The sequence below is a fragment of the Streptomyces sp. PL-25 genome (assembly GCF_058344915.1).
Genome location: NZ_CP136997.1, coordinates 2,054,589 through 2,066,787 on the forward strand (window position 1 = coordinate 2,054,589; position 12,199 = coordinate 2,066,787).

Annotated in this window: 10 protein-coding genes; 7 read left to right on the forward strand and 3 right to left on the reverse strand. The window is 74.7% G+C overall.

Annotated features, from left to right (window positions below):
• Positions 1-105 precede the first annotated feature (105 nt).
• The 6 genes from R4Z62_RS09165 (at position 106) to R4Z62_RS09190 (ending at position 6,623) form a co-directional block, all read left to right on the forward strand.
• Positions 106-1,386 (forward strand): SCO2321 family membrane protein, encoded by a 1,281-nt coding sequence (locus R4Z62_RS09165; protein WP_491519513.1) that lies wholly within the window; start codon positions 106-108, stop codon positions 1,384-1,386.
• Complete coding sequence (locus tag R4Z62_RS09170; protein WP_491519514.1) at positions 1,383-2,099, forward strand: SCO2322 family protein; 717 nt, start codon at positions 1,383-1,385, stop codon at positions 2,097-2,099. Before R4Z62_RS09165 ends, R4Z62_RS09170 begins: the two co-directional genes overlap by 4 nt.
• The gene (locus R4Z62_RS09175; RefSeq protein ID WP_389595808.1) at positions 2,092-3,240 is read left to right on the forward strand and encodes a CbiQ family ECF transporter T component; all 1,149 of its coding nucleotides are present in this window, start codon (positions 2,092-2,094) and stop codon (positions 3,238-3,240) included. The genes R4Z62_RS09170 and R4Z62_RS09175 overlap by 8 nt, the downstream gene beginning before the upstream one ends.
• On the forward strand, positions 3,237-4,985 hold the full coding sequence (locus tag R4Z62_RS09180) for an ABC transporter ATP-binding protein (RefSeq protein WP_491519515.1): 1,749 nt from the start codon (positions 3,237-3,239) through the stop codon (positions 4,983-4,985). Before R4Z62_RS09175 ends, R4Z62_RS09180 begins: the two co-directional genes overlap by 4 nt.
• Positions 4,982-5,860, forward strand: coding sequence for an ECF transporter S component (locus R4Z62_RS09185; RefSeq protein WP_355477544.1), 879 nt, complete (start codon positions 4,982-4,984; stop codon positions 5,858-5,860). Before R4Z62_RS09180 ends, R4Z62_RS09185 begins: the two co-directional genes overlap by 4 nt.
• A 346-nt stretch (positions 5,861-6,206) precedes the next feature.
• The gene (locus R4Z62_RS09190; RefSeq protein ID WP_064532929.1) at positions 6,207-6,623 is read left to right on the forward strand and encodes an aggregation-promoting factor C-terminal-like domain-containing protein; all 417 of its coding nucleotides are present in this window, start codon (positions 6,207-6,209) and stop codon (positions 6,621-6,623) included.
• A gap of 139 nt (positions 6,624-6,762) precedes the next feature.
• Here the strand turns inward: R4Z62_RS09190 and R4Z62_RS09195 are convergent, their stop codons facing one another.
• Both R4Z62_RS09195 and R4Z62_RS09200 read right to left on the reverse strand, forming a co-directional pair.
• A complete protein-coding gene (locus tag R4Z62_RS09195) occupies positions 6,763-8,988 on the reverse strand; it encodes a beta-galactosidase trimerization domain-containing protein (protein ID WP_491519516.1) in 2,226 nt (741 codons plus the stop codon).
• A 324-nt stretch (positions 8,989-9,312) separates the two neighbouring features.
• A complete protein-coding gene (locus R4Z62_RS09200) occupies positions 9,313-10,260 on the reverse strand; it encodes an alpha/beta hydrolase (protein WP_491519517.1) in 948 nt (315 codons plus the stop codon).
• A 543-nt stretch (positions 10,261-10,803) separates the two neighbouring features.
• Between R4Z62_RS09200 and R4Z62_RS09205 the strand changes: the two genes are divergently transcribed.
• Complete coding sequence (locus R4Z62_RS09205) at positions 10,804-11,556, forward strand: YoaK family protein (RefSeq protein ID WP_491519518.1); 753 nt, start codon at positions 10,804-10,806, stop codon at positions 11,554-11,556.
• 8 nt (positions 11,557-11,564) lie between these two features.
• Here R4Z62_RS09205 and R4Z62_RS09210 read toward each other — a convergent pair whose 3' ends face one another.
• Complete coding sequence (locus R4Z62_RS09210; RefSeq protein ID WP_491519519.1) at positions 11,565-12,107, reverse strand: hypothetical protein; 543 nt, start codon at positions 12,105-12,107, stop codon at positions 11,565-11,567.
• Positions 12,108-12,199: the final 92 nt, after the last annotated feature.

A 12,199-nucleotide genomic window follows, 5' to 3' on the forward strand; every position in this document is an offset into this window, starting at 1 on the left:
GCGCCGGCGGTCCGCCGGTGCACGGCACCGTCGAGGGATACGGAGCCGAGCCGCCGGGGTCGCCCGCGCTGTCCGGCTCCCCGCAGGGAGAGGCTTCCGCCGATCATGAACATCCGCCGCAGCGCAGCGGCCCTGGCCGCCGTCGCCGTCGCCGTGATCGGTGCCCCGGTGCAGTCCGCCGCCGCCGACACCGCCCCGCCCGCCTCCGCCGCACCCAAGCTCCCGGCGGCGCTGTACGGCAGGACCGATCCGCAGTACGACGGCGTCTGGCGGCAGTCCCTGGCGCTGCTCGCCCAGCACACCGCGGGCGTACGGCCCGCCGCCGAGGCCGTGGACTGGCTGGCCGGACAGCAGTGCGCCAGCGGCGGCTTCGCGCCCTTCCGCGCCGACACCTCCCGCGCCTGCGACGCCAAGACCGCCGTGGACACCAACGGCACGGCCGCCGCCATCCAGGCCCTCACCGCGCTCGGCGGCCACGAGGCCGTCACCGGCAAGGCGGTGGCCTGGCTGAAGTCCGTGCAGAACAAGGACGGCGGCTGGGGCTATATGCCCGGCGGCGCCAGTGACACCAACTCGACCTCGGTCGTCGTCGGCGCCCTGACCGCCGCCGGTGACCAGCCCGCGTCCGTCCTCAAGGACGGCAACTCCCCCTACGACGCCCTGCTGAAGCTGGCCCTGCCGTGCTCCGGCACGGGCGACGGCGCGGGCGCGTTCGCCTTCCAGCCGGACAAGCAGGGCAAGCTCGCCGCCAACGCGGACGCGACCGCCGCCGGTGTCGTCGGCATCCTCGGCAAGGGCCTGGTCGCGTCCGCCGCCAAGGACGGCGGCGCGGCCCGCTGCTCCGAGGCCGGACCCGCCCCCGAGCGGGCCGCCGCCAACGGCGCCGCCTACCTCACCCGCGCCGTCGCCAAGGACGGCCACCTCACCTCCGCGCTGCCCGGCGCCGACCCGCAGCCCGACTACGGCAACACCGCCGACACGGTCGTGGCGCTGGCCGCGCAGGGCGGCGCCGCGCAGGCCCGCAAGCCGCTGGAGTGGCTGGAGAAGAACGCCGGGACCTGGGCGGCGCAGAGCGGTCCGGCCGCCTACGCCCAGCTGATCTTCGCCGCGCACGCCACCGGCACCGACCCGCGCGCCTTCGGCGGCACCGACCTGGTCAAGGCGCTGAACGCCACCGGCCCGGCCCCGCAGCAAGCCGCCGACGGCAAGGGCCAGGGCACGACGGCACCGACGGACAAGGCGGATAGGGCAGACAAGACGGACAAGGGCAGCGGCTCTTCGCACACCGTCTGGTGGATCGTCGGCGGTGTCGTCGTGGTCCTCGTGGTCGCCGCCGTCGCCTGGTCGGTCCTGCGCGGGCGCGGCGGCGCGGGGCAGCGGTCGTGACGCACCGCCTCCCGCGCGTCCTGCCCGTGCTGCTGGCCGCCGTGTTCCTGCTGGCGGCGGGCGTCGCCCCGGCGCAGGCGGCCGGGTACCGCTACTGGTCCTTCTGGGACCGCGAGGGCGGGAAGTGGACGTACGCCACCCAGGGGCCGTCCACGGCGCGCCCCGCCGACGGGGACGTGCAGGGCTTCCGGTTCGCGGTGAGCCAGGACTCCCAGGACGCGGCCCAGCCGCGCGGGACGGCCGGCTTCGCCGCCATCTGCTCGGGCACCGAGGCCCGCGGCGGCGACAAGCGCGTCGCGCTGGTCCTGGACTTCGGCGTCGCGGCGGACGCGCCCTCCGGCGAGAGTCCGCCCGCGCCGCGCACGGCCTGCGCCCGGGTGCCGTCCGACGCCACCACGGCCGAGGCCCTGGCGGCCGTCGCCAAGCCGCTGCGCTACAACACCGACGCGCTGCTCTGCGCGATCTCCGGCTATCCGCGCAAGGGCTGCGGCGAGCAGGTCGCCGCGGACGGCGGCGACCGGGCCGACCGGGGGCAGGGCGACAACGAGAACAACGAGAACAACGAGAACAAGGACAAGGGCGCGGGCAGCTCGGCCGCCGCCAAGGACAACGACGGCGGCGGCGCCTCGGTGGGTCTGCTCGCGGGCAGCGCCGTGGTCGTGGTCCTCGCCGGGGCGGCCGTATGGCAGGCCCGGCGGCGCAGGAATGCCTAGCGGCAGCAGCCGTACGGCCGGTGCGCCCGCGCGCCGGTCCGGCCCGCGGGTGCACGCGGGCGCCTGGTGGCTGTGGGCGCTGGCGCTGGGCACCGGCGCCACCCGCACCACCAACCCACTGCTGCTCGCGCTGCTCCTCACGGTCTCCGGCTACGTCGTCGTGACCTGCCGCCCGCGCACCCCCTCGGCCCGCTCCTACACCGCCTTCCTGCGGCTGGCGCTGGCCGTCCTCGTCATCCGGCTGTTCTTCGCGGTCGTCCTCGGCTCGCCCATCCCCGGCACCCATGTGCTGGTCACCCTGCCCGAGGTCCCGCTGCCGCACTGGGCGCAGGGCATCCGGCTGGGCGGCCGGGTCACGGCCGAAGGGCTGCTGTTCGCGCTGTACGACGGGCTGAAGCTGGCCGCGCTGCTGATCTGCGTGGGCGCGGCCAACGCCCTGGCCGCCCCCGCCCGGCTGCTCAAGTCGCTGCCGGGCGCCCTGTACGAGACGGGCGTGGCCGTCGTCGTGGCGCTCACCTTCGCCCCGCACCTGGTGGCCGACGGGCGCAGGCTGCGGGCCGCGCGGCGGCTGCGCGGGCGCCCCGACCGGGGGGTGCGCGGGCTGCTGCACGTCGGACTGCCGGTGCTGGAGGGCGCGTTGGAGCGCTCGGTGGCGCTGGCCGCCGCGATGGACGCCCGCGGCTACGGCCGTACCGCCGAGGTGGCGCCCGCCGTGCGCCGTACCACCGCCGCGCTCACCCTGGGCGGGCTGCTCGGGGTCTGCGCGGGCACGTACGGGCTGCTCACCGCGGCGGGCGGCAGCTACGGCCTCCCGGTGCTGCTGGCCGGGCTCGCGGCCGCGCTCGGCGGGCTCTGGCTGGGCGGGCGCCGCTCGGTGCGCACCCGCTACCGGCCCGACACCTGGAACGCCCGGTCCTGTCTGGTGGCCGCCTCGGGCGTGGCCGTGGCCGCGCTGCTGACGCTGGCCGCCGCCCGCGACCCGGAGGCCCTGCACCCCGGGGTGGTCCCGCTGGTCGCCCCCGGTCTGCCGCTGTGGCCCGCGGCGGCCGTCCTGCTCGGTCTGGTCCCCGCGTTCGTGGCGCCCACCGGCACCGCCGCCCGCGAGGAGCCGGGCCCCCGCGCCCGCGAGGAGTCGCCGTGATCCGTTTCGAGGATGTCTCCGTACGGTACGAGGGGACCGCCGAACCCACCGTCAGCGGCGTGGACTTCGAGGTGCCCGAGGGCGAACTCGTGCTGCTGGTCGGCCCGTCGGGCGTCGGCAAGTCCACCGTGCTGGGCGCGGTGAGCGGTCTGGTGCCGCACTTCACCGGCGGCACCCTGCGCGGCCGGGTCACCGTGGCGGGCCGCGACACCCGCGTCCACAAGCCGCGTGAGCTGGCCGACGTCGTCGGCACCGTCGGCCAGGACCCGCTGTCCCACTTCGTCACCGACACGGTGGAGGACGAACTCGCCTACGGCATGGAGTCGCTGGGCCTCGCCCCGGCCGTGATGCGCCGCCGGGTGGAGGAGACCCTCGACCTGCTGGGCCTGGCCGCGCTGCGGGACCGGCCCATCGCCACGCTCTCCGGCGGCCAGCAGCAGCGGGTCGCGATCGGCTCGGTGCTCACCCCGCATCCGGAGGTCCTGGTCCTGGACGAGCCGACCTCGGCGCTCGACCCGGCCGCCGCCGAAGAGGTCCTGGCCGTCCTCCAGCGGCTCGTGCACGACCTCGGCACCACGGTCCTGATGGCCGAGCACCGCCTCGAACGCGTCGTGCAGTACGCCGACCGGGTCGTCCTGCTGCCCGCGCCGGGCGCCGCCCCGCTGCTGGGCGCCCCGGCCGAGGTGATGGCCGTCTCGCCGGTGGTCCCGCCGGTGGTGGACCTGGGGCGGCTGGCCGGCTGGTCGCCGCTGCCGCTGACCGTGCGCGACGCCCGGCGCCGCGCGGCCGGCCTGCGCACCCGGCTGACCGGCCGCGCGCCCGCGCCCGCGCCGCTCCCGGCCACGGCACCGCCCGGCGCGCCCCCGCCCGTACCGCACGCCCCCGCCGGACGGCCGGGGCTGCGCACCCTCCTGCGCGGACGCGCGGCAGACACGGCAGACACGGCAGACAGTGCCACGGCCGCCGCTGCCCCGGGGGCGTCCGGCGGTGCCCCCCTCGCCGCCGAGGTCCGCGCCCTGGGCGTCCGCCGCGACGGCGTGCAGGCGCTGCACCACGTCGACCTGGCCGTCGCCCCCGGCGAGACCGTCGCGCTCATGGGCCGCAACGGCGCCGGGAAGTCCACGCTGCTCGGCTCGCTGGTCGGCCTGGTGGAGCCGCGCACCGGGCAGGTCCGGGTGGGCGGCGCCGTCCCGCACCGCACCGCGCCCCGCGAGCTGGTGCGCCGGGTCGGCCTGGTCCCGCAGGAGCCGCGCGACCTGCTGTACGCGGACACGGTCGCCGCCGAGTGCGCGGCCGCCGACCGGGACGCGCAGGCGGCGCCCGGCACCTGCCGGGCCCTGGTCGAGGAGCTGCTGCCCGGTGTCGGCGACGCCACCCACCCGCGTGATCTGTCCGAGGGCCAGCGCCTCGCGCTCGCCCTCGCGGTGGTGCTGGCCGCGCGCCCGCCGCTGCTGCTCCTGGACGAGCCGACCCGGGGCCTGGACTACGGCGCGAAGGCCCGCCTGGTCGCCGTGCTGCGCGAGCTGGCCGCCGAGGGCCACGCGATCGTGCTGGCCACGCACGACGTGGAGCTGGCCGCGGACCTGGCGCACCGGGTGGTGCTGCTCGCCGAGGGCGAGGTGATCGCGGACGGCCCGATGGCCGAGGTGGTCGTCTCCTCCCCTTCCTACGCCCCGCAGGTCGCCAAGATCCTCGCCCCGCAGCGGTGGCTCACCGTCTCCCAGGTCCGCGAGGCACTGGCATGACCGCTCCCGCCTCCGCGCCCACACCCACCGCGCCCGCGCCGGACCCCGCCGCCCGGCCCGCCCGCCGGGTGCGCGCCGTCCGCTTCGGGCCGCGCTCGGTGGCCGCGCTCGTCCTGGTCAGCGCGGTCGGGGTGGCCGCGTTCAGCTGGCCGTTCCTGGCGCCGCCGACCGCCCAGGTGAACGCGCACGCGCAGGACGCGCCCTGGCTGTTCGCGGGACTGCTCGTCCTGCTGGTGGCGGTCGTCGCGGCGACGATCTCCGAGTCGGGCCTCGGACCCAAGGCGGTCGCGATGCTCGGCGTGCTGGCCGCGACCGGGGCCGCGCTGCGCCCGATCGGCGCCGGCACGGCGGGCCTGGAGCCGATGTTCTTCCTGATGGTGCTGAGCGGGCGCGTGCTCGGGCCGGGCTTCGGGTACGTGCTGGGCTCGGTGACGATGTTCGCGTCCGCGCTGCTCACCGGCGGGGTGGGGCCGTGGATGCCGTTCCAGATGCTGGCGATGGGCTGGTTCACCATGGGCGCGGGCCTGCTGCCGGGCCCGGACCGGCTGCGCGGGCGGGCGGAGCTGCTGGTGCTGGGCCTGTACGGCTTCGTCGCCGCGTTCGCCTACGGCACGGTCATGAACCTCGCGGGCTGGCCCTTCATGGGCACCCTCGCCTCCTCCATCTCCTTCGACCCGCATGCCGCGATCGGCGCGAACCTGGCCCGTTTCACCGCGTACTGCCTGGCCACCTCGCTGGGCTGGGACCTGGGCCGGGCCGTGGTGACCGTGGTGCTGACGCTGGCGGTCGGCCCGGCGGTGCTGCGGGCGCTGCGCCGGGCCACCCGGCGGGCCGCCTTCGAGACGCCGGTCACCTTCGAGGCCCCCGGCCGGTGAACCGTCGGTGAGGCCCGCCGAGCCCACCGTGACCGGACCGGTGAGGCGCCCCACATGACCCAGGTCACCTACGAAGCGGGGCCGTAGCACGAAGTGGCTGTCATGTACACGGCTTTACGCGCGTCCACCTGGGCATTGAGACGCCGCTCACACGAGTCCGGATCACCCCTGATGCGACGACCACTAGTAAAAGGGGTGTTTGCGCCCGGTTTTCCGGCCTGCTTCTCTGGACGACGTCGCCAGGAGCCGACGGTCCCCCCGGGGGTCGCGGCACCGGGCAGCCCCTCCCCCGCTTCCGCGGGCTCCGGCCGCCGGCGATTCCTGTCCCCGACGTAAGAGGTTCTCCGTGTCCGTCTCCTTCATCCGCCGCATCGCCACTCCGAAGAAGGCCCTCTCCACCGCCGCCGTGGCCGCCGCCACCGTCGGTATGGCCCTCACCTCGGCCCCCGCGCACGCGGCCACCACCGCTTCGGGTGCCGACGCCAGGTCGATCGCGCGCCAGATGATCCCGGACGCCGCCCAGTTCAACGCTTTCAGCAACATCGTCAACCACGAGAGCAGCTGGAACGTCCACGCCACCAACTCCTCCTCCGGTGCCTACGGCCTGGTCCAGGCGCTCCCGGCCTCGAAGATGTCCTCGGCCGGCGCGGACTGGAAGACCAACCCCAAGACCCAGATCAAGTGGGGTCTGGACTACATGAACTCCCGCTACGGCAGCCCGGCCGCCGCCTGGAACTTCTGGCAGGCCAACGGCTGGTACTGAGCCACAGCCCCCTGATGCGGCGACCGGCCCGGCAGGTGCGATCCACCTGACCCGCGCCCCCGCACGGCAGTCGTGAAGGCGGCGGCCCCGATCCCCGGGCCGCCGCCTTCGCCATGCCCGGGGCCGGAGCCAGGGCCGGTCAGCCGGTGGTGCCGACGGCGGTGGCGGTGGTGGCGGTGGCGGTGGCGGTGGCGGTGGTGAAGGCGACCAGGGCGTACTGCGCGACGGTCACCTCCGCCGTGACCGCGTCCCCCGTGACCTGCCAGGGCACCGGGCGCGGGTCGGGCGACGGCCCGTCCGGGGAGCTGACCGTGACGGCGGTCACCCGCCGTCCCGCGGGCACGGTGAGCCGGACCGTGCAGGTGGCGGGCCTGGTGGTGAACGCGGCCGGGGCGTCGCCGAAGCAGGTGAAGTTCACCAGCTGCACCAGCGTCTCGTCGCCGAGCCGGCTCAGCTCCAGGTGGATGCGCGGGTCCCCGGTGAGGCCCACCGCGGGCGGCGCCGCGGCCCGCACCGGCCCGAGCAGCCGGTCGGCGGTGGCCTGGTCGGTCTTGCCCAGATACCGCAGTCCGGCGAGGTCCTTCACGTAGTGGCAGGTGCCCGCCCCGACGGCGTGCGCGCGGGTCTCGGGCTGCGGGTCGGCGGCGCCGAAGCCCAGCACGTCGGCGAGCGCGTACTCGGTGCGCGCGGTGCCGTACTCGGTCAGCGAGGTGGGCGAGGGCCCGGTGACGACGAGGGTCCCGCCGCCCGTCACATAGTCGCGCAGCACCGCCGCCTCCGCGTCGGAGACGGCCTGGAGATACGGCAGCAGCAGCACGCGGTAGCGGGCGAGACCGGCCGCGGTGAGGCCGGGGCTGGGCACGGTGTCGAACGGGATCTGCGCCCGCACCAGCGCCTTGACCGTGCCGCGGAACTCCCCGAGCCAGGGATGGTTCAGACAGCTCTCCTCGGCGTAGTCGTCGCTCCACCACTCCTCGACACCGGCCGGCGGCTTCGTGTTGACGTACATGCCGCTGCCGTCGCGCGAGGCGGTGAAGTCGCGGCTGGCGGAGGAGTGGTAGAGGCCGACCTCGGCGCCGCGCTCCGCGTCGAACAGCCGCTCCCGGTGGGCGGCGGCGAAGCCGTACACGCGGGTGCGGGTGGGCAGGTCGGCGCTGTCCGACTTGAAGGGCGTCTGCACCTCGTACGGGTTGCACCCGGCGGCCAGCACCTCGGCGAGCACCAGGGACGCGTCGTCGGCCTGCCAGCCGTAGGAGAACGCCCAGGCGGGCTTGGTGCCGCTGGCCGCCCGCGCATACTTGTACATGGAGATCAGGCAGATCCAGTCGTCGGCGGTGGCGTGGCGCATGCCGTCGTAGTTGCCGAGGATGTCCACCTCCCAGACGTGGCTCGCGCTCTCGGCGGTGCGCAGCAGGGCGCCGTCCAGGCCGATGGTGGTGGCGTAGTCGTAGTCCATGGTGACGGTCTCGACGAAGGTGACCAGATCCGGGTTGGCGGAGCGGCCGGCCGCGGCGATGTCGAGCTGCCACTGGTTGAGGTTGTGGTGGCGCCAGTCGACGTAGCGCCGGAAGACGGGATCCTTGAAGTCGGGCTTGACCGGCATCGGCAGTCCGGTGTCCCCGGTGAACGCGGCGGTCGCCCAGGAAGAGGTGTCGCACCAGCTCAGCGCCCCGTCGAAGTAGATCGGCACATCCGGCCAGATCGCGTCCACGCCGGTCGCGGCGATCTTCTTGACGCGGCCCAGGTAGTAGTCGCGCCAGGGCGAGTTGGGGCTGAGCCAGCAGCTCTCGTCGCCGGGGTCCACCCAGACGACGAGGCTGCCGTAGAACACGTTGGGCTGCCCGGTGAGGTCGCGCTGCACCCAGGAGGCGCCCTCGGCGGTCTTGTAGAACGAGGGGCCCTTCTCGCCGCCCACGCTGATCAGTTCGAGGGACGGGTAGTACATGACGACCCGCATCCCGGCGGTGTGGGCGAGTTCCGCGAAGCTGTGGATCTTGCCCAGGTGCCGGGTGAACTCGGCGTCGGTCAGCCAGTTGGACAGGATCGTGTCGACCTCGATCACGCTGACGTTCTGCTTCTTGAGCGCGTCGATGACCGGCCGCATGTCGCGGGCGGGGTCGGCGTCGTCGTCGAAGGTGGCGTCCGCGATCCGGGCGTGCCGGGCCCACTCGGGGAAGGCCGCGGGCGTGAGCCGGGTGGCGGCCCCGGCGGGCCGCAGCGGTACGCCGGGGGCGCCGGGGCCGCCGGTCGGGTCCGGCGGCCGCCCCGCCCGGCCGGGCAGCAGCCGGACCGCGGCCGCCGCCCCGCCCGCCGCGAGCGAGCCGCGCAGCAGCGCTCTGCGTGTCAGTCCCCGTCGTTCGCGCATGGCTGTCCCCTTCCGCCGCACCCGGGATCGAGGCCGTGGTGGATGGCCGCGCTTCCGCCTCCGGGGCGGCCGAGGCAGCACACTGCCCGAGCGCGGCACGGCGGCGGGAGGGCGTTCACGGACAACGGCGATACGGCGCGAACGCGCGCCCGAAGGGGCGGCTACCGGCGGCGGTGAGCTGTGCGACGCCCCACCGGCCCCCGGAGCACCACGGGCACCGCGGCCGGTGTTCCGCTCCGGCGCCCCCGTCCGGTTCCGCACCACGCCGGGGCCTCGGCCGGTGGCCCGAACGCCCACCGTCGCACCGCACCCCCCGGTCAGCCGTTATGACCGGCCGCCCTGGCCTGCCTCACCTGCCTGAGCCGCCTGATCTGACTGAGCCGCCTCCAGTGCGCCGAACCACCGGGCGACCTTGGGCAGCGCCGCGAGCACCGATCCGTTGTGGTCGACGTCCCCCTGGTTCATCACCGGCGCCGTCACCCCGTGCCCGGCCAGGGCGCGGGCGCAGCTGCGGGCGTTGCCGATGGGGACGTCGGTGTCGGCGTTCCCGGCGTACAGCCGCACCGGCGCGGCCGGTTTCCAGTCGCACGAGCCGTCGTTGGCGACGAGCGCCGCGCGCAGGCCGCCGCCGGGGTGGGCGAGCCGGGCCCAGAAGTCGTCGGTGACCAGCTCGCGCACGGTGGGCGCGAGCTGCGGGATGACCTCCTCCTCGGTGTGCCGCCCGTCGAAGAGGGCTTCGACGCGGTCCGCGTAGGGCGCCCGGAAGACCTCGGCGGGGTCCCGGTAGATCGGGTGCAGGCGGTTCTGCGCGACGAGGAAGTAGGCGAGGTAGAACACCCCGCTGACGTCGTTGACCCGGCCGTCGGTGAGGGCGGGGATCTCCTGGCCCGTCAGGTCGTACGGGCCGCTGACCGGGGCCAGCGCGCGCACCCTGAAGTGCCGGTCGGCGCCGTCGGCACCGGCGGCGCCGTCAGCGCCGTTCTGGAGGGCCCGGCCGAGCGCCATCGCGACCTGGCCGCCCTGCGAGAACCCGGTCAGGTACACGTCCCCGGTGAGGGTCCGCCCCAGCCCGGCCGCCGCCGTGCGGGCCGCCCGCAGCATGTCCACCGAGGCGGTGACCGCCGAGCGCGTGTCCATGTACGGGTGGACGCCCGGCCCCTTGCCGAGGCCGAGGTAGTCGGGCGCGGCGACCGCGTGCCCGGCCGAGCCGAACAGATAGGACTGCGCCCGGTTGTCCTCCGCCACGGACGGCGCGTAATCCCTGTCGACCATGGTCCCGTGGGTGTCCGACACCAGACTCAGCCGCCGCCCGCCGCCCTCGGGCAGGGGTGAGCAGTCCGGTGGCGGTGGTGGGGTGGCCGTACGGGTCGACGGTGCGGTACGTCAGCCGGTACGCGCGCACACCGTGGCGCACGGTGCCGGTGTCCATGGGCAGGGCGGCCAGATACCGCACGACCTCGGCGCGGCTGTGGGCGGCGGCCGGGACGACGGAGAGGAGCGCGCCACGGGCGTGGGCGCGGTCGGCCGAAGCCACCGGGGCGGTACGGGCAGGGGGCAGCGGCGGCCGTCGCGGCGGGGGCGGCGGCGAGGGCGGCGAGGAGGAGGGCGGCGGAGGCGGCGAGGGCGCGGCGGGTGCGGCGGGTGCGGCGGGTGCGCGGGGCGCGCCAACGGGACTGCGGGGCTCGGCTGTTGCCGGTGTGCGTCGTCATGCCCTGGACGCTACGGACACGCGGGGCACCCGGGACATCCGAGACTCCCCCGCGTGCGTGGTGGACTTGGCGACACCCCTGACCGTGCAGGTGACCGGAGGTTTCGATGACAGCGGAGGGCGCGCGGGACGCGGAGCCGGACAACGGTGACGGCGGCGGTGGCGGTGGTGGTGGCGGTGGCGGTGGCGGTGGCGGCGAGGACCGTGAGGCGCGGGGGTTGCGGCTCGTACCGGTCCTGCTGGGGCTGACCGTGGTGAGCGGCATCATCGACGCGGTCAGCTATCTGGGGCTCGGGCACGTCTTCACGGCCAACATGACGGGCAACGTGGTCGTCCTCGGCTTCGCCGCCGCCGGGGCGCCCGGCTTCTCCGTACCGCACACCCTGACCTCGCTGGTGTGCTTCCTGGTCGGCGCGGTGACCGGCGGCCGGGTCGCGGTCCGCTACGGCGACGGCTCGCGCCGCACCTGGGCGCGGGTGACGCTGGCGGCGGAGGCGGCCCTGGTCGGCGTCTCGGCGGTGGTGGCGTTCACCGTGCCGGACGCCACGACCACGGCCTACGCCCTGATCGCCCTCACCGCCTTCGCGATGGGCCTGCGCAACGCCACCGTCCGCAAACTGGGCATCCCCGACCTGACCACCACGGTCCTGACGATGACCCTGACGGGCCTCGCCTCCGACTCCCGGGCAGGCGGCGGCACCGGCCACCACTCCCCCCGCCGCACCGCCTCGGTCCTCGCCATGCTGGCCGGCGCGACCCTGGGCGCCTGGCTGGTCGTCCACCACGACCTGGGCACCCCCCTGCTGATCGCCGCGGTGGCGGCGGGGGTGCTGGCGGTGGTTGCTTCGGGACGGGAGTGAGGCGTTGATCAGACCAGTTGCGTCGTGGCGAGAACAATCCCCCAGCCAGCGAACGCCAGGAGGATCCCGGTTACCAGCGTTGCTCCCCACGCATATCTGGGACGAAGCTGAGGAACTTCGCCGCCACCAGGTTCCAGCGCTCTCTCAAGCCAAAGAAACGTAAAAAAGCCGATTCCAGTAGAGAGACATATAAGAAACCACACGCCCCGATTTTTAACCCTCATGTATCGGCGCGGGCTCGCATAAGCCACGGTCAACACGGCAGCTCCCACGACCAGCGCACTCAAGCGCAGCACATCGGAATCAAGGAAGAGCGGGTAGGAGGCAGGCAGGAGAACGGAAAGAGCGGCAGGGCTCTGGAAGGCCGCGCCGTCTTCAAAAGGAAGATCTGCTACAGGCCTTCCGAGATCGGCCGCGATCATCTCCTTCATAGCGTCCGCATCACCTTCGCCAAGGACGTTATCCGGCACGCGGGTACGCCATTGACGGTAGACCAACGGGAAGGCTTCCCAGGTGAAACGTGCCCCGCGATCATCATACTCGAGATGCACAACTGGTGGATTATCGGACCGTAGAGCCCTAAAGAGGTCTTCCCGTGTGCTCGATACCGGAAACTCCTGAAACAGGTACGCCACAAAAGAAA

Excerpts from the sequence above, each read along its gene's own strand:
- R4Z62_RS09165 (WP_491519513.1), top strand. The coding sequence starts at position 106 with ATGAACATCCGCCGCAGCGCAGCGGCCCTGGCCGCCGTCGCCGTCGCC.
- R4Z62_RS09175 (WP_389595808.1), top strand. The coding sequence starts at position 2,092 with ATGCCTAGCGGCAGCAGCCGTACGGCCGGTGCGCCCGCGCGCCGGTCC.
- R4Z62_RS09185 (WP_355477544.1), top strand. The coding sequence starts at position 4,982 with ATGACCGCTCCCGCCTCCGCGCCCACACCCACCGCGCCCGCGCCGGAC.
- R4Z62_RS09195 (WP_491519516.1), bottom strand. The coding sequence starts at position 8,988 with ATGCGCGAACGACGGGGACTGACACGCAGAGCGCTGCTGCGCGGCTCG.
- R4Z62_RS09200 (WP_491519517.1), bottom strand. The coding sequence starts at position 10,260 with ATGGTCGACAGGGATTACGCGCCGTCCGTGGCGGAGGACAACCGGGCG.
- R4Z62_RS09205 (WP_491519518.1), top strand. The coding sequence starts at position 10,804 with ATGACAGCGGAGGGCGCGCGGGACGCGGAGCCGGACAACGGTGACGGC.